The sequence below is a fragment of the Gordonia soli NBRC 108243 genome (assembly GCF_000334455.1).
GTDB lineage: Bacteria > Actinomycetota > Actinomycetes > Mycobacteriales > Mycobacteriaceae > Gordonia > Gordonia soli.
In genome coordinates this window covers 210,815-232,136 of the sequence record NZ_BANX01000008.1, presented here as the reverse complement: position 1 = coordinate 232,136, position 21,322 = coordinate 210,815, and the positions used below count along the sequence as shown (strand labels likewise).

Annotated in this window: 22 protein-coding genes; 14 read left to right on the top strand and 8 right to left on the bottom strand. The window is 68.9% G+C overall.

Going from position 1 to position 21,322, the window contains the following annotated elements; all coding sequences use genetic code 11:
* Positions 1-102: 102 nt before the first annotated feature.
* Both GS4_RS07090 and GS4_RS07085 read right to left on the bottom strand, forming a co-directional pair.
* Positions 103-777, bottom strand: coding sequence for a Crp/Fnr family transcriptional regulator (locus tag GS4_RS07090; protein ID WP_007618989.1), 675 nt, complete (start codon positions 775-777; stop codon positions 103-105).
* A gap of 198 nt (positions 778-975) precedes the next feature.
* On the bottom strand, positions 976-1,254 hold the full coding sequence (locus GS4_RS07085; RefSeq protein WP_051989642.1) for a hypothetical protein: 279 nt from the start codon (positions 1,252-1,254) through the stop codon (positions 976-978).
* Positions 1,255-1,460: 206 nt separating this feature from the next.
* On the opposite strand from GS4_RS07085, the gene nth reads away from it, so the two are divergent.
* From nth to GS4_RS07060, 5 genes are read left to right on the top strand one after another with little or no spacing between them, the layout of a single operon-like run.
* Positions 1,461-2,147, top strand: coding sequence for an endonuclease III (gene nth / locus GS4_RS07080; protein ID WP_245555590.1), 687 nt, complete (start codon positions 1,461-1,463; stop codon positions 2,145-2,147).
* Positions 2,147-2,878 carry a TlpA family protein disulfide reductase gene (locus tag GS4_RS07075; protein WP_007618986.1) on the top strand — a complete coding sequence of 244 codons (732 nt, stop codon included), beginning with the start codon at positions 2,147-2,149 and terminating at the stop codon, positions 2,876-2,878. Before nth ends, GS4_RS07075 begins: the two co-directional genes overlap by 1 nt.
* A complete protein-coding gene (locus GS4_RS07070; protein WP_040509756.1) occupies positions 2,875-3,750 on the top strand; it encodes an NUDIX hydrolase in 876 nt (291 codons plus the stop codon). The genes GS4_RS07075 and GS4_RS07070 overlap by 4 nt, the downstream gene beginning before the upstream one ends.
* The gene (locus GS4_RS07065) at positions 3,747-4,946 is read left to right on the top strand and encodes a MarP family serine protease (protein WP_007618984.1); all 1,200 of its coding nucleotides are present in this window, start codon (positions 3,747-3,749) and stop codon (positions 4,944-4,946) included. The genes GS4_RS07070 and GS4_RS07065 overlap by 4 nt, the downstream gene beginning before the upstream one ends.
* 58 nt (positions 4,947-5,004) lie before the next feature.
* The gene (locus tag GS4_RS07060) at positions 5,005-5,802 is read left to right on the top strand and encodes a crotonase/enoyl-CoA hydratase family protein (RefSeq protein ID WP_007618983.1); all 798 of its coding nucleotides are present in this window, start codon (positions 5,005-5,007) and stop codon (positions 5,800-5,802) included.
* A gap of 62 nt (positions 5,803-5,864) precedes the next feature.
* On the opposite strand, the gene GS4_RS07055 is transcribed toward GS4_RS07060, so the two are convergent.
* From GS4_RS07055 to acs, 3 genes are all read right to left on the bottom strand, one after another.
* The gene (locus tag GS4_RS07055) at positions 5,865-6,800 is read right to left on the bottom strand and encodes an alpha/beta fold hydrolase (RefSeq protein WP_007618982.1); all 936 of its coding nucleotides are present in this window, start codon (positions 6,798-6,800) and stop codon (positions 5,865-5,867) included.
* Positions 6,801-6,803: 3 nt separating this feature from the next.
* Entirely contained in the window at positions 6,804-7,328 is a 525-nt protein-coding gene (locus tag GS4_RS07050; protein WP_007618981.1) for a phage holin family protein, read from the bottom strand.
* Positions 7,329-7,517: 189 nt separating this feature from the next.
* Positions 7,518-9,470: an acetate--CoA ligase gene (gene acs, locus GS4_RS07045; protein ID WP_007618979.1), complete on the bottom strand. Its 1,953-nt coding sequence runs from the start codon at positions 9,468-9,470 to the stop codon at positions 7,518-7,520.
* Between the two features lie 182 nt (positions 9,471-9,652).
* Between acs and GS4_RS07040 the strand changes: the two genes are divergently transcribed.
* Positions 9,653-10,420: a Fic family protein gene (locus tag GS4_RS07040; protein ID WP_007618977.1), complete on the top strand. Its 768-nt coding sequence runs from the start codon at positions 9,653-9,655 to the stop codon at positions 10,418-10,420.
* A gap of 557 nt (positions 10,421-10,977) precedes the next feature.
* Here GS4_RS07040 and GS4_RS07035 read toward each other — a convergent pair.
* Entirely contained in the window at positions 10,978-11,793 is an 816-nt protein-coding gene (locus GS4_RS07035; protein ID WP_040509842.1) for an HAD family hydrolase, read from the bottom strand.
* A gap of 536 nt (positions 11,794-12,329) precedes the next feature.
* On the opposite strand from GS4_RS07035, the gene GS4_RS07030 reads away from it, so the two are divergent.
* From GS4_RS07030 to GS4_RS06995, 8 genes are all read left to right on the top strand, one after another.
* Positions 12,330-13,301 (top strand): esterase/lipase family protein, encoded by a 972-nt coding sequence (locus tag GS4_RS07030; RefSeq protein ID WP_007618973.1) that lies wholly within the window; start codon positions 12,330-12,332, stop codon positions 13,299-13,301.
* A 138-nt stretch (positions 13,302-13,439) separates the two neighbouring features.
* The gene (gene ssd / locus GS4_RS07025; protein WP_007618961.1) at positions 13,440-14,507 is read left to right on the top strand and encodes a septum site-determining protein Ssd; all 1,068 of its coding nucleotides are present in this window, start codon (positions 13,440-13,442) and stop codon (positions 14,505-14,507) included.
* A complete protein-coding gene (locus tag GS4_RS07020) occupies positions 14,504-15,700 on the top strand; it encodes a TadA family conjugal transfer-associated ATPase (RefSeq protein WP_007618952.1) in 1,197 nt (398 codons plus the stop codon). Before ssd ends, GS4_RS07020 begins: the two co-directional genes overlap by 4 nt.
* Positions 15,697-16,506, top strand: coding sequence for a type II secretion system F family protein (locus tag GS4_RS07015; protein WP_007618950.1), 810 nt, complete (start codon positions 15,697-15,699; stop codon positions 16,504-16,506). The genes GS4_RS07020 and GS4_RS07015 overlap by 4 nt, the downstream gene beginning before the upstream one ends.
* Positions 16,503-17,105: a type II secretion system F family protein gene (locus tag GS4_RS07010; RefSeq protein WP_007618948.1), complete on the top strand. Its 603-nt coding sequence runs from the start codon at positions 16,503-16,505 to the stop codon at positions 17,103-17,105. Before GS4_RS07015 ends, GS4_RS07010 begins: the two co-directional genes overlap by 4 nt.
* 312 nt (positions 17,106-17,417) lie before the next feature.
* Entirely contained in the window at positions 17,418-17,588 is a 171-nt protein-coding gene (locus tag GS4_RS25135) for a DUF4244 domain-containing protein (RefSeq protein WP_083862666.1), read from the top strand.
* The gene (locus GS4_RS07000; RefSeq protein WP_007618940.1) at positions 17,585-17,995 is read left to right on the top strand and encodes a TadE family type IV pilus minor pilin; all 411 of its coding nucleotides are present in this window, start codon (positions 17,585-17,587) and stop codon (positions 17,993-17,995) included. The genes GS4_RS25135 and GS4_RS07000 overlap by 4 nt, the downstream gene beginning before the upstream one ends.
* A 26-nt stretch (positions 17,996-18,021) precedes the next feature.
* The gene (locus tag GS4_RS06995; protein ID WP_007618938.1) at positions 18,022-18,372 is read left to right on the top strand and encodes an Rv3654c family TadE-like protein; all 351 of its coding nucleotides are present in this window, start codon (positions 18,022-18,024) and stop codon (positions 18,370-18,372) included.
* A gap of 36 nt (positions 18,373-18,408) precedes the next feature.
* On the opposite strand, the gene GS4_RS06990 is transcribed toward GS4_RS06995, so the two are convergent.
* Positions 18,409-18,960 (bottom strand): hypothetical protein, encoded by a 552-nt coding sequence (locus GS4_RS06990; protein ID WP_040509751.1) that lies wholly within the window; start codon positions 18,958-18,960, stop codon positions 18,409-18,411.
* Positions 18,953-21,280 carry a DEAD/DEAH box helicase gene (locus GS4_RS06985; protein WP_007618924.1) on the bottom strand — a complete coding sequence of 776 codons (2,328 nt, stop codon included), beginning with the start codon at positions 21,278-21,280 and terminating at the stop codon, positions 18,953-18,955. The genes GS4_RS06990 and GS4_RS06985 overlap by 8 nt, the downstream gene beginning before the upstream one ends.
* Positions 21,281-21,322: the final 42 nt, after the last annotated feature.

Below are 21,322 nucleotides of genomic sequence, written 5' to 3'. Positions count from 1 at the left end.
GGCTCTGCGTGTCGTCGGCCGGGACGGGCTTCCTACCGACGCGGAACAGCCCCCGGTGGAGATCCACCAGGGGCTGTTCACAATTCGATCGGTGAGCGCGTCTCAGCGCGCTCGGCGGGCCAGTCGCTCGGAGTCGGCGATCAGCACGCTCTTGCCCTCGAGGCGGAGCCAGCCACGCTGCGCGAAGTCGGCGAGTGCCTTGTTCACGGTCTCGCGGGAGGCGCCGACCAGCTGGGCGATCTCTTCCTGCGTGAGGTCGTGGGTGACGCGCAGAGCGCCGGCCTCCTGGGTACCGAAGCGCTGGGCGAGCTGCAGGAGCTGCTTCGCCACGCGACCCGGGACGTCGGTGAAGATGAGGTCGGCCAGGTTGTTGTTGGTGCGCCGGAGGCGGCGGGCCAGGACGCGGAGCAGCTGCTCGGCGATCTCGGGGCGGTCCTTGATCCACGCGCGCAGGGCGTCGCGGTCCATGGACACGGCGCGCACCTCGGTGACCGTGGTCGCCGACGACGTGCGGGGACCGGGGTCGAAGATCGAGAGCTCGCCGAACATGTCCGACGGTCCCATGATGGTCAGCAGGTTCTCGCGACCGTCGGGGGAGCGACGACCGACCTTCACCTTGCCCGACAGGATGATGTACAGCCGGTCGCCGGGTTCACCCTCGTGGAAGATCACGTGACCGCGGGGGAAATCGACTGGCTGTAGTTGCTTGGTGAGCGCTGCGACGGCTGAGGGCTCGACCCCCTGGAATATGCCCGCCCGCGCCAGTACTTCCTCCACCTACAAACCTCTCTCGTCCAGCTCAGTCCAACGTGCCCATGTCACTGCGCGACCCTCGGGGTGGGATCGACGGCACGGGGATGCCGATGCAACGCTACTCCCGCCACCAGCATATGTGTTGAATGGGTCACTGACGACGCAATGGCGGCGTGTCCCGGGGCGCGATGTGCAGAGTCGATCGCGATGTGCAGGGTCGATTCAGCTCGCCCGCTGCGGCGACGGCTCGGCGGTGAGGGCGACCTGCGCCGCGGAATCACCGTCGACACGGGTGGCTCGGCGGGTGCGCAACTCGTCCATCGCCGCGGGAAAGCCCTCCTTGGCGAGGGTGTCGACGTTGGCCGGCTCGGCCGATTGCAGGAAGTCCTCGACGTGGTCGCGGGAGACGGACAGACGGTCGATCCTGGTCTGTACCTTCTCCATCGCGAGTGCGAACAGCATCAGCACAGCCGGGAACAGCAGCGCGGCGAGACCTTGCATGGGGATCAGTAAACACAATGCGGACGCCACCTCCTAACCAGAGGCGGGGACGTCACTGACTTGTTATCAACGACCAGCGATGTTGCCGACGACCTGCCATCCATCGAGTCGCGACGATGCCGGTCGGTTCCGGTGGCTAACCTGATCGGGTGAGCCCTCGCAAGACCGACGAGACCAGGCTGGGCCTGGTCCGGCGCGCCCGCCGGATGAACCGCACGCTGCAGGTCGCCTTTCCGCACGTCTACTGCGAGCTCGACTTCACCACCCCTCTCGAGTTGTCGGTCGCCACGATCCTGTCCGCGCAATGCACCGACGTCCGGGTCAACCAGACCACCCCCGCGCTCTTCGCGCGCTATCGTTCGGCGCGCGACTACGCCGAGGCCGATCGCACCGAACTCGAGGAGATGATCCGGTCGACCGGCTTCTACCGGAACAAGGCCAACTCGATCATCGGACTCGGTCAGGCCCTGCTGGAACGCTTCGACGGTGAGGTCCCCTCGACCCTGCGTGAACTCGTCACGCTGCCCGGCTTCGGCCGCAAGACCGCCAACGTCGTCCTCGGGAACGCCTTCGGTGTCCCGGGGATAACCGTCGACACCCACTTCGGGCGGCTCGTCCGTCGGTGGGAGTGGACCGCCGAGACCGACCCGGTGAAGGTCGAACACGCGGTGGGCGAACTGATCGAGCGCAAGGAGTGGACCGACCTGTCGCACCGGGTGATCTTCCACGGTCGTCGGGTCTGCCACGCGCGTAAGCCGGCCTGCGGGATCTGCATCCTCGCCAAGGACTGTCCGTCGGTCGGTGAGGGGCCGATGGACAAGGCGGCTGCGGCAGCACTGGTCAAGGGGCCCGAGACCGATCATCTGCTCGAACTCGCAGGACTTCCGGCGTAGTGGGCGCCACCGAGGTGAGCACCACGCCCTCGTCGTCGCCGCCGCCAGGGCCGCGGCGCGGTTCACGCTTCCCGGCATCTGCTCGCTGGACGCTCGTCTTCGTCGTCGTGATGATCGCGCTCGTGGTGGCGATCTGGCCGCGCGGTGGTGGTGACGACTACGGGTCCGCGACATCGGCCCGACCATCGGGGCCGGCGGCCACCGACGCCCAGGTCGGCGACGCCGAGTTGGCGGCCGCGCGGCGTGATGCGGCGCTGGCCGACTGCCCGACCGGCGTCGCGCCCCAGGGCCCCGACGCGGCGCTCGCGGGCATCACCGTGCAGTGCCTCGGTACCGGTGCACCGACGGACGTCGGCACCGCGACCGCGGGTAAACCCCTGCTGATCAACATGTGGGCGGTGTGGTGCCTACCGTGCCGTCGGGAACTGCCGGAGTTGGCGGCCTATGCGCAGCGGGCGGGCGACAAGGTCGACGTGCTGACCGTGCACGCGCAGGAGGGCGCCCAGAACCCGTACCTGGTGCTGAAGTTCCTCACCGAGGTCGGCGTCCGCCTGCCGACTGTCCTCGACACCCGTGCTCAGATCGCGGCCGCGCTGCGGGTCCCCAAGGTCTTCCCGTCGACGGTTCTGGTCCGTCCGGACGGCACCGTCGCGAAGGTGCTGCCGCAGGTGTTCGAGAACCCGGACGAGATCGCGTCTGCGGTCCGCGAACACCTGGGCGTGACCACGTGACCGACTCGTCGTTCGCCGGTCCGTTCGTGGAGACCGATGCCATCCCGCCATGGCTCCGTACGCTCACCGGCAATGTGGACGCGGTCAGTGAGGCCGTGCTCAACCGTGGTGGCGACCGCACCCGATGGGCGGCGAAGTTCTCCCGGAATCGTCGGGCGGCCGCGGTGCTGGTGCTGTTCGGCGGCAGCTGGCAGTCCGATCCCGACCACCCCGGCGGTCTCCCCGCCGACGCCGACGTACTGCTCACCGAGCGGGCGTCGACGCTGCGGCAACACAGTGGACAGATCGCCTTCCCCGGCGGTGCGCGCGATCCCGGCGACGACTACCCGGTCGGCACCGCGTTGCGTGAGGCAGAGGAGGAGACCGGTCTCGTGCCGGACGGCGTGGAAGTCGTCGCGACACTGCCGACCTTCCCGGTGCCGCCGTCGGGATTCGACGTGAACCCCGTGGTGGCGCACTGGCGTGAGCCCGGTCCGGTCCGCGTCGTGGACGTGGCCGAGACCGCGCGGGTCGCCCGAGTGAACGTCCGCGAGATGCTGGCGCCGGAGAACCGCTTCCAGGTCCAGAGGTCGGTGATGGGTGGCCGGTTGTACCGCGGGCCCGCCTTCTTCGTCGACGGCATGTTGGTGTGGGGATTCACCGGCGGCCTCATCGCCGCGATCAGCGAGGCCTCCGGCTGGGACGTCCCCTGGGACACCGACGACATCCGTCCACTCGACGAGATGATCGCGCTGGCCGGTAGCTCTCAGGTCACCGGTTTCCCGCCGAACCCGGCAGACACCGCAGGAACGGTCTCGACCGAAGCCGAGACCGTCGCCGCGGACCCCGCTGTCGGCGATGTCGATTCCCCGGGGTCGGGGGATCGCGGATGAGCGGATCGACCTGGGTCGACCTGATCGTGCTCGTCATCGCGGTCCTGGCCGCGGCCAGTGGGTTCCGGCAGGGAGCCGTCGCCTCGACGTTCGCCTTCGTCGGCGTCATCCTCGGTGCCGTCGCGGGCGTGCTGTTGGCGCCGCATGTGATCTCCCACTTCGAGGACCGCGAGATCCGGCTGGTCGTCGGGCTCATGCTGCTGCTCGTCCTGGTGATCATCGGCGAGGTGTCCGGCATGATCCTGGGTCGGGCCGCCCGCAGCGTCATCCGTTCCCGTGCCCTGCGTCGCGTCGACAGCGTGATCGGCTCTGTTGTCCAGGTGATCGCGGTGCTGGTCGCGGCGTGGCTGCTGGCGATCCCCATCAGCAGTTCGGCTGCGACACAGGTGGCGTCGGCCGTCCGCGAGTCCCGCGTACTGGGCGGTGTCGATGCGGTGGCGCCCGAGTGGTTACGCGACCTGCCGAAGGATTTCAGCGCGCTGCTGGACAATTCGGGCATCCCGGAGGTGCTGCCGCCGTTCGGTCGGGCACCGGTCACCAACGTCGGACCGCCCGACGCCGCGCTGACCCAGCTGCCGGTCGTCTCGCAGGTGCGGCCCAGTGTCGTCAAGATCGAGGGGGTCGCACCGAGTTGTCGGCAGGCCCTGGAGGGCAGCGGGTTCGTCATCTCGCCCGAGCGCGTGATGACCAACGCACACGTGGTCGCGGGGACCCGACGCCTGGAGGTCGAGACCTCGCGCGGCGACCGGCTCCCGGCCCGCGTCGTGCTGTTCGATCCGCGCACCGACCTCGCCGTCCTCGACGTCCCGGGGCTCGACGCACCGGCGCTGCGGTTCGCCGAACAGCAGGCGCGCACCAACGACGACGCCATCGCGCTCGGGTTCCCGGAAGCGGGGCCGTACACGGCATCGCCGGTCCGCATCCGCGACGTGATCAACCTGTCGGGGCCGGACATCTACCGCAGTGGCAAGGTCCTGCGTGAGGTCTACACCGTCCGCGGATCCATCCGACAGGGCAATTCCGGTGGCCCGCTGGTCAATTCACGGGGCGAGGTGTTGGGAGTGGTGTTCGGCGCGGCCGAGGACGCGACCGACCAGACCGGTTTCGTGCTGACCGCCGATCAGGTACAACCCGACTTCCAGCAGTCCGAACGTGCATCGGCACGGGTCGACACGCAGTCCTGCGTGCATCCCTGATGTGGCGTCGAGGTGACTCGCGTGTGAGCGGTGCACCCATCGACCAGGAGGTTCTTTCATGACAGATCGCGTCCGACTCGATGTCCGTGACGGCGTCGCGCAGGTGACGCTCGCGCGGCCGGACAAGCTCAACGCGATCGACTTCGCGATGCTCGACGCGTTGAGTCGGCTCCCGTCGGACATCGCCGGGGACAAGGAGATCCGCGCGGTCGTCCTGCGAGGCGACGGCGATGCGTTCTGCACCGGCCTCGACTTCGCGAGCGTCGGCAAGGAGCCCCGCCGCGCGGTGACGGGACTGGCGAAGCTGCCCATCCAGACCACGAATCTCTTCCAGAAGGCGTGCTGGGCGTGGCGGGAACTACCGGTTCCCGTGCTCGCGGTGCTGCACGGTCACTGCTATGGCGGCGGCCTGCAACTGGCATTGGCCGCAGACTTCCGGGTGGCGACCCCGGACTGCCAGATGTCGATCATGGAAGGCAAGTTCGGGCTCATACCCGACATGACCGGGTCCGTCACCCTGCGTGAGCTGATCCCGATGGATCTCGCCAAGTACCTCACCATGACGGCAGAGGTGTTCGACGGCAGCCGTGCCCTGGAGTACGGCCTGGTCACGGACATCGCCGACGATCCGTTCGCGGCCGCGGAGACGATGGTGGCGAAGCTCGTCGACCGGTCGCCGGATTCGCTCGCTGCGACCAAGAAGCTGTTCCACGAGACCTGGACGGCGTCGCCGCGTAGCGCGTTCTGGACCGAGACGGTCCTGCAGGCCCGTCTGGTCACCGGCAAGAACCACAAGATCGCGCGCACGGGTGGCGGTCGATCTGGACTCAGCTGGGTGCCGCGCTCCCTGGGCTGACCTGCGACGACGATCTGATGTGACCCGTATGCCATCGGTCGCTCGTCGGGTCAGCAGGCTTCTCAGCTGCGCAGCAGGTCGATCAGGTGAGCGGTGACGGCGTCGGGGTCTTCTTGATGGAGGAAGTGTCCACTGCCGCGTACCTCACGACTGTCGAGATCGGGCGCGTAGGGACGACTGGCACCCATGAGTCCCGGCAGGATGAACGGGTCGTCGCTCCCGCGCAGCCCCAGTACGGGGATCGACAGGGGGCGACGCATCAGCCCCATGAACTTCGCACCGTCGGGACGGAACTGCGAGCGAAACGCCCAGCGCTGGTATTCCAGGCTGCAGAACGCGACGCCGGGGATGCGGATCGCCTCGCGGTTACGCGTGATGGTGTCGGCGAAGTCGTCGGTGCCCTGCCAGCGCGCCGACGACCGCTCCCGGAAGTAGTCCTCGATGTAGGCGCCGTCCCGACGGGTCAGGGTCCGCTCGCCCACCCGCGGTATCTGGTTGCGCAGGAACCCTCCGAGGAATGCCGACCGCTGGTCCCGACGGGTGAGCACCGCCGACCGAAGGGCTCGCGGATGCGGTGAGGACACCACGGCGATGGACTTCACCAATCGTGGGTGCAGGATGGCGGTCGCCCAGCAGACCAGTCCGCCGTCGGCGTGTCCGACGAGGGTGGCCTCAGTGTGTCCGAGCGAGCGGATCAGTCCGTCGGTGTCACCGGCGAGGGTCCACCCGTCGTAGCCGCGTGGCGGCTTGTCGGAGTCGCCGTAGCCGCGGAGGTCGATGGCGACCGCCCGGTAGCCGGCCTCGGTGAGCGCGACGAGCTGATGCCGCCAACTCCACCAGAACTCACCGAAACCGTGCAGCAGCAGGACCAGCGGTCGGTCCGCACGCCAGTCGCCGTCGCACTCGACGGCGTGGAAACGAACCCCGTTCGCGCGGACGTCGAAGTGCTGCCACGCACCCGGGGTCCGGACGATCGAGGGGTCGGGAGGGCCGACCAAGGATCACCCTCGCGAGAGGTCGCGGGCCGGCGGGATGCCGGGGTGCTCCGAGACTGCGGACGGGTTGTGTCCGGGGAGGACAGTCGGCACCTCGCGTACCGACTCGATGGTCTTCTTCGGTCCGCGTACCCGTTTGAACAGGATGTAGCCGACGAATGCGGCGGCGACGGTGATCAGCACCAGGAGCAGGAAGACGATCAGGAAGGCCAACCAGCGCGGGATCCACTCGTCGAGCAGCTCCGCGAGGAAGAAGAAGAAGAAAAAGCTCGAATAGAGGGCCATAACGCCCGCGACGACCAGCAGTCCGGTGCCTGCGCCGGCCTTCTTCGCCTCACCGACCAGTTCGGCCTTTGCCAGCGCCACCTCGGACCGGAACAGCGTCGACACGTTGGCCGTGGCGTCCTTGACCAGGTTCCCGATGCTGGGTTCGCCGTTGCGGCCGAGACTCGCGTCGTTCAGCGGGATCGATGGGACCGATCCCGGCGCCTGACTCCCGTGTCCGGGCCGGTCGTGATCGTTGCGGCTCACAGAATCCTCCGTAGCTCGGGTGTGAGCCATATGTTGCCATGCGGACGGGGGTCGGCGTCCACGTGCACCCGCCGCCCCGACCGACCTGCTCACTCCGAGGGAAGTGGTGGGCCGATCGGGACGCCGGACGTCGTGGCGGTCGTGCAGGTCAGGCGGTCGCGCGCACGTGCGGCGGATCGCCTCGAGCGCTCAGGCCCTACGAGAGCGGATCGCCTCGAAGACGGACGGGTCGACGAGGGTCGAGGTGTCGCCGAGTTCGCGACCCTCGGCGACGTCCTTGAGCAGGCGGCGCATGATCTTGCCCGAGCGGGTCTTGGGCAGTTCGGGCACGACGTTGATCTCGCGGGGTTTGGCGATCGGAGAGATCTCGACCGCGACCTGATCGCGCAGTTCCTTGATCAGGACGTCACCGGTGTCCTCGATGCCCTCGCGCAGGATGACGAAGGCGACGATGCCCTGGCCGGTGGTCTCGTCGGCGGCACCGATGACGGCGGCCTCGGCGACGCCGGAGTGCCCGACGAGCGCGGACTCCACCTCGGCCGTGGAGATGCGGTGGCCGGAGACGTTCATGACGTCGTCGACACGACCGAGTACCCACAGGGCGTGGTCGTCGTCGAAGCGGGCGCCGTCACCGGCGAAGTACCAGCCCTGGTCGGCAAAGCGTGACCAGTAGGTCTCGCGGAACCGCTCGTCGTCGCCCCAGATCCCCCGCAGCATCGACGGCCACGGCTGGTCGAGCACGAGGTAGCCCTGCTCGCCCGCGGCGACCGGCTGCGCGTTGTCGTCGACGATCTGTGCGCTGATCCCCGGCAGCGGCTTCATCGCCGACCCCGGCTTGGTGACGGTGGTGCCGGGCAGCGGCGAGATCATGATCGCGCCGGTCTCGGTCTGCCACCAGGTGTCGACGATGGGTGCCTTGTCGCCACCGATGACCTCGCGATACCACTTCCACGCCTCGGGGTTGATCGGCTCGCCGACCGAGCCGAGCAGGCGTACCGAGCTCAGGTCGTGGGCGTCGGGGATCGCGCGGCCCCACTTCATGAAGGTGCGGATCAGCGTCGGCGCGATGTAGTAGATGGTGACGCCGTAGCGCTCGATGATCTCGAAGTGACGGTGTTCGTTGGGGGAGTTGGGTGTTCCCTCGTAGACGACCTCGGTCGCACCGTTGGACAGCGGTCCGTAGACGAGGTACGAGTGCCCGGTCACCCAGCCGATGTCGGCGCCGCACCAGAAGACGTCACGACCCTCCTTGTGGTCGAAGACGTAGTGGAAGGTGTAGCTGGCCTGGGTGAGGTAGCCCCCCGAGGAGTGCACGATGCCCTTGGGCTTGCCGGTGGTGCCCGAGGTGTAGAGCAGGAACAGCGGATGCTCGGAATCGAACGCCTCGGGGGTGTGGTTCGGCGACTGCTCGTCGACGGTGTCCTCCCACCACACGTCACGACCTTCCACCCAGTTCAGGTCGGGGTCGTGGTTGGTGCGGCGGACCACGAGGACCTTCTCGACCGACTTCGCGGCGTCGTCACCGGTGCCCAGTGCTTCGTCGACGGCGGCCTTCAGCGGCGCCGGCTGGCCGCGGCGGAACTGCCCGTCGGTGGTGATGACCAGCTTGGCCTCGGCATCGTCGACGCGCGAACGCAGTGCGCCCGAGGAGAATCCGGCGAACACCACCGAATGGGTCAGTCCGAGGCGGGCGCTGGCGAGCATCGAGATGATGGCCTCGGGAACCATCGGCATGTAGATGGCGACGCGGTCGCCTGCCGCCAGTCCGATCGAGGAGAAGTAGTTGGCGGCCTTGGAAACCTCGTCCTGCAACTGGGCGTAGGTGAGGTCGCGGGAGTCGCCGGGCTCACCGACCCAGTGGATCGCGACTCGGTCGCCCTTGCCCGCAGCGACGTGGCGGTCGACGCAGTTGTAGGCGACGTTGAGCTTGCCGCCGATGAACCATTTGGCGAAGGGGGCGTCCGACCAGTCCAGGGTGTCGGTGAAGTCGGTGTCCCAATCCAGGCGACGAGCCTGCTCGGCCCAGAACTCCAGACGGTCGGCGTCGGCCCGGTCGTACAGTTCGGCCCCGGCATTGGCCTGCGCCGCGAACTCCTCCGACGGCGGGTACCCCGGTGCGGTGGGCTGGGTGGCTGAAGACATGGGTGACGTGGCCTTTCACTCTCTTGACGACGGGTGGCGGTGACTCACGGTCGCGCCGGGAACTCATTGTGAGGGTAGTCACGTTGGATCGTCGTTGCAGTCACCCGTCGGGTCGGACGTCGTCGGTGCGCGACGAGTGGCGGCGTCGGCGCGACGAGCGGCGACCATTATCGTGGACAGTCGTGAGCAGCACTCCCGGCGCCGACCCGTTGGCGCCGCTGACGGCATTACCCGGCGTCGCCGATGCCGCCGACCGCGCGCGCGACGCGTTGTCGGCCGTCCACCGGCACCCCGCGAACCTGCGTGGTTGGGACAAGACGGCCACCGAGGCCTCCTGGCGGGCCGGCCGGTCGTCGGCCGCAATCGACGGCGGAAGCGTCGAACTGCGCCGCGACGGCGACTACGACGACCCGATCCTGGCCGGTGCGATGCGGGTCGCACAGGCCCTCGACGGCGAGAACGCCGACCAGTTGACCGCGGTCTTCCGGCGTGCTCCCGCGCAGGCGTTCGCCCGGCTGCACGTCCTCGCGGCCGCCGACCTCGTCGACGATCCCGATCAACTGGGTCGGCCCCGCCCCGATGCGCTCGTGGCATCGCGTCTGGATCTCTTGTCGCAGTTGCTGACCGGCGCGACGTCGGTGCCGGCGCCGGTGCTGGCGGCGGTGGTCCACGGCGAGTTGCTCTCGATCGCGCCGTTCGACTCCGCCAACGGTGTGGTCGCGCGCGCCGCCGCGCGCCTCGTGAGTACGTCGAGTGGTCTCGACCCACACGGTCTCGGCGTGCCGGAGGTCACCTGGTTCAAGCGTGTGGGCGAGTATCGGGATCGCGCAGCGGCATTCGCCACCGGCGACGCCGCCGCGCTGGGTGCCTGGATCACCTTCTGCTGCGAGGCGCTCGAGGGGGGAGCCGCGGAGGCGCGGTCCATCGCCGACGCCGCGCGGTCGGCGTGACGCCGCGTCGTCGGATCGCATCCGACAGCATTCCGGTGCGCGGCGATGAGGTCGAATCCCGCTCTGCCCGATGACGAACGGGAGATCTCGATGCTGGTGGTGCAGACAGCACTGCGGGCGGCTCCCGGACCTCTCGGTCGGGTTGCCGCCCGCGTAGCACGGACCCAAGTTACCAAGCGTGCTGGGTGGGTTGTGGTGACCGCCTCGGCGAGTGACCGTACGACTGGATGAATCCGACTCAGGTGTGGCTATTACGGTTCCATCCGACCGATGACGATGTCGCAGGCGCACAACGCTTCTGCCATATGCGGCGCGCTCCGCGTGGGTGCTTGCCGCCCGTGCTGGGAAGTGCTCGATCGGGGGTCCGTATCTTCTCTTCCGATTCGGACTTTGCCGCTCGTCATTTCCGTAACACAGTTCTACACCGTGACCGCGGTCACATCAAGCCCTCGACGCGCCATCGTTCGGTGACGTGATGGCGCCTCCATCGCATGGTGTGCCGAGCACTGGGTGGCAGGCCCCGGCGCTGGGCCGGCGGGCTGCGGGCGACGTCCCGATCAGTGCCGTGAACCGCGGAGTGCGCGGTAGCCCAGCATGCCGAGCGCCGCGGCGCCGGCCCCGGCCGCGACTGCGCCGGCGACCCGGGATGACGTGTGCGGCAGTCGATCACGTGCCGACACCGGACGATTGAAGCTGAGTACCGGCCAGCCGTGATCGCCCGCGTGGCGTCGCAACTGCCGATCCGGGTTCACCGCCACCGGATGCCCGACAGCCGACAGCATCGGGAGGTCGGTGATGGAGTCGGAGTACGCGAAGGAAGCGGGCAGGTCGTAACCGAGCTGTTGCGCCATGTCCGCCATGGCGATGGCCTTCTCGGGGCCGTAGCAGTAGAAGTCCAGTTCGCCGGTGTAGTGACCGTCGGCGATCCGCATGTGACTGGCACGAACGTGGTCGACGCCGAGCATCTCACCGATCGGCTCGACCATCTCGCGACCGGAGGCGGAGATCAGGACGACGTCGTGCCCCTGCCGCTGGTGATGCTCGATCAATTCGGCCGCCTCGGCGAAGACCAGCGGATGGACGACGTCGTGCAGGGTCTCGTGGACGATCGTGCGGACCTGTTCGGCGTCCCAGCCGGCGCACATCGCGGTGACGTGGCGTCGCAGTTGCTCCACCTGGTCGTGATCGGCGGCCGTCACCAGGAACAGGAACTGCGCGTAACTGGACTTCAGTACAGATCGGCGGTTGATGAGACCTTCATCAAAAAATGGACGCGAGAAGGCCAGGGTGCTGGATTTCGCGATGACCGTCTTGTCGAGGTCGAAGAATGCTGCGATTTTGCGATCCGTTGATTTCACAACGCGCGTTGCAATATCCGAGGCGGGTGAATAGTCGCTTTCGCGCAGTGAACCCGGGGAGGCCGACGACGCGCCAGACGCCGCCGACGCCGCTGTTGGAGACACTTCTGCAGGTGACGGGGGGTTCTGTGATGAGCCGGTCGAGGTCGTCTCGGTCACCGTGTCAGCCTACGTCGCGCAGGGCCTCCCGAACAGGGGTAGTCACGTGTCATCAAGTATCGTTAACAACGTCGATCGTTATATAGAAACGTGACCGAGACCTCTGAATCCGGATGCTTGCGCCCTTTCCTTGGGCATGTGTATAGTCGGCTTTACCCGGTTGATACCGGTGCCTTTCAGCCCGACCCCCCGGGGCTGAAACGCGATGACCCCGGCCTCCTCCCCCCCTGGCCGGGGTCGTCCTCTGTTTGAGGGTGGTTTCGCCGCCGACGCGGCCCCTTCTTCTTCCGCTCGCCCGAGTCGGGCCGACGATCTGACCATTCGCATCCGCGAGGCCGCGGTCCGTGATTAGTTTCGATCCGCAGGTGTCGATGCGGACCTCGGAGGTCGTCATGGCGATGAACAACAGAATCCGTCGCGGGCTCGGCGTGGTCGCCGTCGGCGTCGCGCTGGCCGTGGGGTCGATCACCGGATTCGGAGCCGCCCACGCGGCGCCCGGAACCGACCGTCCGCTACCCGAGACCTTCGGCTTCTTCTCCGGCATCCCGGCCGAACTCACCCACCCCGGCGGCTCACTGCCGGGGTCCAACGACTTCAGCTGTCGACCGAGCGCCGAGCATCCGCGACCGGTGATCCTCCTGCACGGGACCGGCGGATCGCAGCAGACCAACTGGGGCGCGTACGTCGGGATGCTGTCCAACCGCGGCTACTGCGTCTTCGCCCCGACCTACGGTGCGATCCCCGGCGCGCCCTGGCCGGTGTCCGCGATCGGTGGGATGACCCGCATGCAGGTGTCGGGGGCTCAGCTCGCCCGATACGTCGACCGGGTGCTCGCGGCGACCGGCGCCACCTCGGTCGACATCGTCGGTCATTCACAGGGCACCTATCTGCCGACGTACTACATCAAGTATCTGGGCGGAGCCTCGAAGGTCTCGAACTACGTGTCCCTCGCCCCGCTGTGGCGCGGCTCGTTCGCCGACAGTCCGATCTCCGGTCTCACCCAACCCCTGTTGCGCGGCGCGGACCTGCCCATCTGCGGTGCGTGCGGTCAGATGATGGCCGGGTCGGCGATGAACAAGGCGATCTGGAGCGGCGGATCGCCGTATGTGAGCGGTATCCGCTACACCAACATCTCCACCCGCTACGACGAGATCGTCGTGCCCTACACCAGCGGGCAGGTGGCCGGACGGCCCGGACAGCAGGTCCGCAACATCGTCGTGCAGGACACGTGCGCGCAGGACTACAGCGATCACCTGGCCATCGCCGGGTCTCGCCGGACGGCGTACATGGTTCTCAACGCGCTCGACCCGGCACATCCGGTCCGGGTGCCCTGTGAGGTCGTGCTCCCGCTGCACGGGGCGTAGTCGGGTCCGGGCCGGAATTCGAGCTAGCCTCGGGTCGGCGGGCGCCACTCCGGTTCCGGTTCATCCCCAACCCGAGATCAATCCACAGATCCCGATCACCGAACCCGCGGGCCTGCTCGACGGCAGCAGAATCGCTCCATGCCCGACGACGTCCTGGCCCTGGTCGGCCCCGCGGTCCGCGACGAGGTGGCGCGCTGCGCCGCGGCGGCCGGCTATCGGATGCTCACCGCGGATCCCCGAGCGTGTCGCCGCGAGTGGGTGCGGTCGCGGGCGGTGATGGTCGATGCGGAGTCGGTGCCGGTCCTGTCGGCGCAACGGATGCCCCGACGATCCGGCGTGGTGGTCGTCGGCGATGTCGATGCGCCGGCCGTGATCTGGCGGATGGCCGTCGAGCTCGGCGCCGACAGCGGTGCCGTTCTCCCCGCCGACGAGTCCGCGCTCGTGCACACGCTGAGCGGGTTGCGGGCGCCACGCGGATCACCGGGTGGCGCGGTCGCGGTGATCGGAGGTCACGGGGGAGCGGGCGCGAGCACACTCGCGGCAGCCACCGCCATGATCACCGCGGATGCCGGCCACGGTGTCCTGTTGCTGGACACCGATGAGCTCGGACCGGGTCTCGACCTGATGCTCGGGGTCGAGGACCGCACCGGGTTGCGTTGGCAGGACCTGACTCTCGAGGGCGGCACCGTCAGTGGGTCCGCGCTGCACAGCGCGGTCATCGGACTCGACGACCGGTTGTCCGTGCTCGCGCCACGCCGGGGTGATGCGCGCGCGATCGGACCCGATGCCGTCCTCTCGGTGATCGATGCCGGTCGGGCGCAGGGCGATCGCGTGGTCGTCGACCTGCCACGGTCGGACGGCCCGCTGGTCCGTGCGGTCGCCGAGTCGGTCGACCTGCTGATCGTGGTGTCCGCACCGACGGTCGCCGGCTGTGCATCGACCCGCTCCCTGGTTGCCCGGACCATCCCGGATCACCTCGAGGCGCGGCTCGCGATCCGTGGGCCGTCACCCGGTGGTCTGCGAGCGTCGCAGGTCGCCGATGCCGTGGGCCTCGATCTGCTCGCCGCGTACCGGCCCGACCCGGGGATGGCTGGCCGGCTGGATGCGGGACGTCTACGGGTGACAGCTCGAAGCCCGCTCGGGCGCGCGGCGACGGCGGTGCATCGGGCGGCCGAAGCCCGTCGCCGTGAGATGGCCGACCGATGACCGGGACGCGGACCCCGGCGCCGGGCACGGTGGACACGACGCTGCTCGATCGCGTGCGAGATCGGCTGGCCGTCGATGCCGCCGAACCGACCGCAGAGGTGATCGCAGCAGCGATCCGGGCCGAGGCGGCCGGAGTGCTCGGCGACACCGATCTGCTTGCCGCGCTGCGCTTTCTGCAGACCGAGCTGATCGGGGCCGGGCGGCTCGAGCACCTGTTGGCCGAGCCCGACGTCGCCGACATCCTGGTGGTCGGTCCCGACCGGGTCTGGATCGACCGTGGTCGGGGCCTGGAACTCAGCGACGTCACCTTCGACGACGAGGCGGCCGTCCGCCGACTCGCCGGTCGGCTGGCGCTGGGGGCGGGCAGGCGCCTCGACGATGCGCAGCCATGGGTCGACGGCCAACTCTCGGAGGTCGGGCGACGCGGCTACACGGTGCGCCTGCATGCGGTGATCCCGCCCATCGCGACGGACGGCACCTGCATCTCGTTGCGGGTGCTGCGGCCGGCGGGTAAGACGCTGCAGAACTTGATCGCATCCGGATCGATTCCCGCCGAGACGGTCCCGGTGCTCCGGGCGATCCTCGACGCGCGACTGGCCTTCCTGATCATCGGCGGTACCGGGTCGGGTAAGACGACCATGCTCAACAGCCTGATCGGGGCGATGAGTGTGCACGAACGAATCCTGTGCGTGGAGGACGCGCTGGAACTCGCGCCTGAACATCCGCACGTGGTCCGGATGGTCGCCCGGACGTCCAACGTCGAAGGTGCGGGCGAGGTCCCGGTGCGCACGCTGGTCCGTCAGGCGCTGCGGATGCGTCCCGATCGCATAGTGGTGGGTGAGGTGCGTGGCGCCGAGGTCATCGACCTGTTGTCGGCGCTCAACACCGGCCACGACGGTTGCGCCGGGACGCTCCACGCGAACTCGACGGCCGAGGTCCCCGCTCGGATGGAAGCACTCGCGGCACTCGGCGGCATGTCTCGTGCCGCGCTGCACAGCCAGTTGTCGGCGGCGGTACGAATCGTGCTGGGGGTGGCCCGTACCGCTGACGGGAGTCGGGGACTGACGGAGATCGCCGTGGTCGAGCGTGGACCGGACGGCATGGTGTCCACTGTCCCGGTCTGGTTGCGGTCGAGCGGGTTCCGTGACCGGCGACGCTTGGACGATGTGGTGAACCGACGAGTCCGGACATGATCGCCCTGCTCATGGCAGCAGCCCTCGCCTGCCTGCTGTGGCCGAGGACCCGGGCCCAGCACCGTCTCGACGATCTGTCGGGACGGACGACTCGGGTCGTCGACGTCCCGGCCGGGCCGTTGCTCGCGGTCGGTGTGCCGACTGTGGTCGTCGTCCTCGCCGGCCCGGCCGCAGGCATCGCCGCCACGATCACCACCGCGGCGGTGGTCTCGCGGCTCCGGCGTCGACGACGTGACCGCGACGAAGCGCGAGCAGCCGACGATCTCGCGACCGCGCTGGGGGTGATGATCGCCGAGCTCTCGGTCGGCGCACCCCCGGCTCGCGCGTGTTCGGCGGCGGCCGACGATCTGCGATCTCGTGGCGTCAGTGCGGACCGGGAGGTGGTGGACGGGCTGACCCGACTCGCCGGACGTGCCGAGCTCGGCGGAGACGTCGCGGACGATCTCGCGGTCGTCCGTCCCGGCGCCCGACCGTCGTGGGAGCGGATCGCCGTCGCCTGGACCACCGCTGATCGCTACGGGTTGCCGATGGTCGAGATGATCGGCTCGGTCAGAGCCGATCTCAGCGCTCGCCGCCGCTTCGCCGACCGGACCCGTGCCGGGCTCGCCGGTCCGCGGGCGACCGCGACGGTGCTCGCCGGACTCCCGGTGCTCGGTGTCGTGCTCGGCCAGGCGATCGGGGCCGACCCGATCGGTGTGCTCCTCGGCGGTGGTCTCGGCGGCATCCTGCTGGTGGTCGGGACGACGCTGGCGGTGGCAGGACTCGCCTGGTCCGACCGGATCATCGCCCGGGTGACCGCGCGGTGACCGGTGTGGTGTGTGCAGGCGTGATGGTCGCTGCCGCGCTGTGGATCTGGCCGTCGCCTGCGTGGTGGTTGCGTCGGATCGACGTCGCTGGCGTACCGCCTGTCGCGGAGCAGGATCCGGAGCGAACGGGACCCGACGATCCGTTTGCGATCGCCGCGGCCTTCGACCTGTTCGCGGTGTGTCTGCGCGCGGGGCTACCGACCGGCACCGCTGCGGAGATCGTCGCCCGGGTCGCGCCCGCCCGGTTGGCCGTGCCACTCGCGCGGACCGCGGAACTGTTACACCTCGGTGCAGACCCCGATCGTGCTTGGGCCGCAGCCAATTCGGACGACGCCCCGGCCATGGTGGACGAGCACTTCGACGCGATGGCGGTGATGGCCAGACGATCGGCGAGGGCGGGCTCGTCGATGGCGTCCGGCCTCGCCGAACTCGCCGACACCACGCGGGACGGGGCCCACGACGCAGCCCTCGCCGCCGCCGAACGCGCCGGCGTCGCGATCAGCGGCCCACTCGGACTCTGCTTCCTACCGGCCTTCGTCTGTCTGGGCATCGTGCCGGTGGTGATCGGCCTCGCGGGTTCGGTGCTGGGCGGCGTGTGAGGACGGGTGTGTGACGAACGGCAGGGGATCGGTGTCCGCGGCATGGGAGCCGGACGCGCCTCCGGTGCGTCCGAGAGAGTACGACCGCACACCTGGTCCGATCCCGATCATCGAGGAGAATCCATGTCGCACAACATCACCGCGGAGACCGCGCCACCGAGCGTCCAGCCGGTACCCGCGCAACCCGCAAACGCCGAACCCGCAAACGCCGAGCGCGCAGCGGCCGAGCCGCCGGGCGATCAGGCCGCGGCCGACCAGCCGCAGCCGAAGAGGTCACCCCGTCCGCGATGGCGCCGCGTCCTCAGCTGCGCCATGCTCCGACTCGCCGCGGACGAGGCCGGGATGAGCACCGCCGAGTATGCGATCGGCACCATCGCCGCCGCCGCCTTCGGGGCCATCTTGTACACGGTCGTGACCGGCGACAACATCGTGAACGTGTTGACCGGCATCATCGGCAAGGCCCTGAACACCGCGGTGGGATGAGCCGCCGCGTCGCGCGGTGCGTCCCGCTCGCGCGCCTCGCCCGTGACGATCGGGGGATGGTCACGGTGGAGGCGGCGTTCGCCATCGCGGCGATCGTGTCGGTGATCGTGCTGGCGGTCGGTGTCCTGGGGGCGGTGACCAGTCAGATCCGCTGCACGGACGCGGCACGGGAGGTCGCCCGGTTGTCGGCGTCCGGCGATGCGGGAGCCGAGTCCGCGGGGCGACGGATGGTCGGCGACCACGCGTCGATCTCGGTGCAGCGCAGCGATGATCGGGTGACGGTCGAGGTCTCCGTCGACGTCCCGCTGGTGCCGATGATGGAGGTGTCGGCGCGGGCGGTCGCCGCGGTCGAACCCGATGGTGAAGGTCAGGTTCGTTTCGCCCCTGGGGTGCGGCCATCCGGCTGAGAACGGTCGTCCACTCGAAGAGTGTGATGGCCGACGAACGGGGCTTCGCGACGGTGACGGCCGCGCTGGTCATCGCCGGGCTGATGACGCTCATCGTGCTCATGGTCTACGTCGGGGCGGCCGTGCTCGCCCGACACCGGGCGCAGTCGGCGGCGGATCTGGCGGCGCTGGCCGCGGCGATCGAACACGTTGTCGCCGAGCGTGGCCCGTGCGAGGCGGCGCAGTCGATCGCCGACGAGCAACGAGCGGACGCGCGGGTGGTGCGGTGCGCGGCGTCGGGGGAGGACATGGTGGTGCGGGTCGAGATCCCCGTGCGGCTCGGGCGCCTGGGGCTGCGATCGGCCACCGCGGACGCACGCGCGGGCCCGGTGGGCTGACCCGTCGCGGGAGTGAGCTCGGCGGTGCCGCCGGGCTCAGCCGGTGCTCTCCTCGTCGACGACGATCCGCTTCGGGTACACACGCCGCGAGTGCATCGGCGAGAACCAGAGCTGATGGAAGTAGACCGTCGCGTCGCCACGGTAGGCGAGCCCGAAGGCGTCGGTGGCCGGAGCAACCGGAATGAAGGCTTTGACAGCGTGAACGAAAGGAGCCCAGTGGATCAGCTCGCCCTCGGTGAGGAATCCGCCTGCGACCGCCCACGAATCGCCGGTCGTGCCGTCCTGGACCGCGAGATAGACCTCGCCGAGCGCCGGGGGAATCCGCGGCCCGACCATCGCGCTCTGCAGGTACCACTGCGCGGTGGTGACCACCGAGTCGTATCCGCCGGTCCGGACGGCGCACCATGCGTAGTGCAGGTCCAGGGCGTCGATCGCTTCTTCCTCGGAGTAGAAGACGTCCTTCTCCCCGATGGTCGCGGGCAACTGGTCGGTGTCCTCGGTCGGACGCGCGAGCAAGAAGAACGCACGGCGCGGAGCCGTGATGGCGCGTGACATTCCGCTGTCCTCCCCCCGAGGATCGTCATGCATCGATCAAGTATTGCCGAGACAGCAGGCTCAGCACCTTCACCGCGCCGTCTTTGTCGAGCGGATCGTTACCGTTGCCACACTTCGGCGACTGTACGCAGGACGGGCAGCCGGTCTCGCATCGGCAGTCCGCGACGGCATCCCGCGTCGCCGCCACCCACGTACCGAAGGCCTCGTAACCGCGGTCGGCGAACCCGGCGCCGCCCATGTAACCGTCGTAGACGAAGACCGTCGGCAAGCCGGTGTCGGGATGCAGGTTCGTCGACAATCCGCCGATGTCCCAGCGGTCGCAGGTCGCCACGAGCGGCATCATGCCGATGGCCGCGTGCTCGGCCGCGTGCAGCGCGCCCGGGAACCGACCGACCGTCACACCGACACCCTCGAGAGCCTCCGGCGTCAGCGTGTACATCACCGCCCGGGTGCTCAGTGTTTGCGGCGGCATGTCGAGCTCGACGGCGTCCAGCACCTCGCCGGAGATGAGCGTCCGCAGGTACCCGACCACCTGATGGGTCACGTCGACCTCCACCAGGGCAGTCGTGAGCGGGCCGTGGCGCTGCTCGTCCAGGATTCGTGTGATGGTGACGTCGGTGGTCTCCCGTGCCGACGTCGTCCAGTCCGGTTCCTCCGGATGCGCGAGTGCGAGACCGTCGACGAGGTCGAGTTCGTCGACGACGTACGACTCGCCCTGGTGGATGTGCAGTGCACCCTGGTGCACGGTCGACATGGCGCGTCCGGCGTCCACGGTGCCGAGCAACCGCGACGTGGTCTGGTCGACGATCAACACCTGTCCGCCGATGCCGCCCCGGATGTCGATGTCGCCGTGCGGTTCCACTCCCGCGGCCACGTACCAGCCGGCCTTGCGCCGTTTGAGCAAGCCCTCCGCGACGAGATCGTCCACGGCACCGGCCGCATCCCAGCGCTCGACCTCGGCCGGGGTGAGCGGCAACTCCGACGCGGCGCAGAGCAGATGTGGGGCCAGAATGTACGGGTTGGCCGGGTCCGTGACGGTGGCCTCGACCGGGGTGTCGAGCAGCGCCGCCGGATGGTGCACCAGATAGGTGTCGAGCGGGTCGTCCCTGGCGACCAACACGACCAGCGAGTCACCGGAATCACGCTGCCGCCCTGCACGTCCGGCCTGCTGCCAGAACGATGCCACCGTGCCGGGGTACCCGCCGACGATCACCGCGTCCAGGCCGCTGATGTCCACACCGAGTTCGAGCGCATTGGTGGTGGCGACCCCCACCAGTTCTCCGTCGGCGATCGCACGTTCGAGGCGTCGGCGATCGTCGGCGAGGTAGCCGGCGCGATATGCGGCAACACGATCCATCAGTTCCGGCGCGGTGCCGGCCAGCAGGGCGCGAGCGTTCCGCGCGGTGATCTCGACCCCGCGACGGCTCCGCAGGAAGCAGAGCGTCCGCGCACCCTCGATCACGAAATCCGCCAGCAGACGCGCGGATTCGGCCCCAGCGGAGCGCCGGACGGGGGCACCGTTCTCGCCGACCACCGACGGCAGGAAGTCCGGTTCCCACAGTGCGACCGTGCGTTCGCCGCGTGGCGAGGTGTCCTCGGTGACCGCGACGGCGGGCTCACCGATCAGACGGGTGAGCGCGCCGGCCGGATCGGCGGCCGTCGCGCTCGCTGCGATGACCGTCGGATTTCCGCCTGCCGACCGCGAGATCCGCAGTAGACGGCGGAGAACCATGGCGGTATGCGAACCGAAGACACCCCGATAGTGATGACTTTCGTCGATCACGATGTAGCGGAGATGTCGGAAGAAGTGACGCCACCTCGCGTGCGACGACAGGATCCCGATGTGCAGCATGTCGGGGTTGGTGAAAATCCATCGCGAATGCGCGCGCGCCCATTGGCGGATCTCCGGTTCGGTGTCGCCGTCGTAAGCGCACGGCTGCAGATGGTTGAATGCACGCCGGCCGGCGATGGTGGTCGCCACCGCACGGATCTGATCGGCGCCCAATGCCTTTGTGGGCGAGAGATACAACGCCGTCGAATTCGGATCGTTGATCAGCGCCGTGAGGATCGGCAGCTGGTACGCGAGCGATTTGCCGGACGCGGTGCCCGTCGAGAGCGCGACGTGCTGCCCGGAAGTGGCGAGATCCGCCGCCTCGACCTGGTGACGCCACGGACGGTCGATGCCGTTGTCTGCCAGCGCCATGCGGACCTCATCGGCGACCCAGTCCGGCCACTCTGCGAAAGTTGCTGAGCGCGATGGGATCACGGACACGTGCGTTAACGGACCGGGGTTCTGTTTTGTGCCGGCAAGGGTTCGGTGCAGCAACTCGGTGCCGAATGTTGAGTTCTGCATTTCCTGTCAGGTCCGTGGGTCTGGCGTTCGTTATTGCTGATC

Bases quoted from the DNA above. Each gene is read 5' to 3' on its own strand.
- GS4_RS07065 (WP_007618984.1), top strand. From the start codon at position 3,747: ATGAGCGGATCGACCTGGGTCGACCTGATCGTGCTCGTCATCGCGGTC.
- GS4_RS06990 (WP_040509751.1), bottom strand. From the start codon at position 18,960: ATGCATGACGATCCTCGGGGGGAGGACAGCGGAATGTCACGCGCCATC.
- GS4_RS07000 (WP_007618940.1), top strand. From the start codon at position 17,585: ATGAGCCGCCGCGTCGCGCGGTGCGTCCCGCTCGCGCGCCTCGCCCGT.
- GS4_RS07020 (WP_007618952.1), top strand. From the start codon at position 14,504: ATGACCGGGACGCGGACCCCGGCGCCGGGCACGGTGGACACGACGCTG.
- GS4_RS06985 (WP_007618924.1), bottom strand. From the start codon at position 21,280: ATGCAGAACTCAACATTCGGCACCGAGTTGCTGCACCGAACCCTTGCC.
- GS4_RS07085 (WP_051989642.1), bottom strand. From the start codon at position 1,254: ATGCAAGGTCTCGCCGCGCTGCTGTTCCCGGCTGTGCTGATGCTGTTC.
- ssd (WP_007618961.1), top strand. From the start codon at position 13,440: ATGCCCGACGACGTCCTGGCCCTGGTCGGCCCCGCGGTCCGCGACGAG.
- nth (WP_245555590.1), top strand. From the start codon at position 1,461: ATGAACCGCACGCTGCAGGTCGCCTTTCCGCACGTCTACTGCGAGCTC.
- acs (WP_007618979.1), bottom strand. From the start codon at position 9,470: ATGTCTTCAGCCACCCAGCCCACCGCACCGGGGTACCCGCCGTCGGAG.
- GS4_RS06995 (WP_007618938.1), top strand. From the start codon at position 18,022: ATGGCCGACGAACGGGGCTTCGCGACGGTGACGGCCGCGCTGGTCATC.
- GS4_RS25135 (WP_083862666.1), top strand. From the start codon at position 17,418: ATGCTCCGACTCGCCGCGGACGAGGCCGGGATGAGCACCGCCGAGTAT.
- GS4_RS07015 (WP_007618950.1), top strand. From the start codon at position 15,697: ATGATCGCCCTGCTCATGGCAGCAGCCCTCGCCTGCCTGCTGTGGCCG.
- GS4_RS07060 (WP_007618983.1), top strand. From the start codon at position 5,005: ATGACAGATCGCGTCCGACTCGATGTCCGTGACGGCGTCGCGCAGGTG.
- GS4_RS07030 (WP_007618973.1), top strand. From the start codon at position 12,330: ATGGCGATGAACAACAGAATCCGTCGCGGGCTCGGCGTGGTCGCCGTC.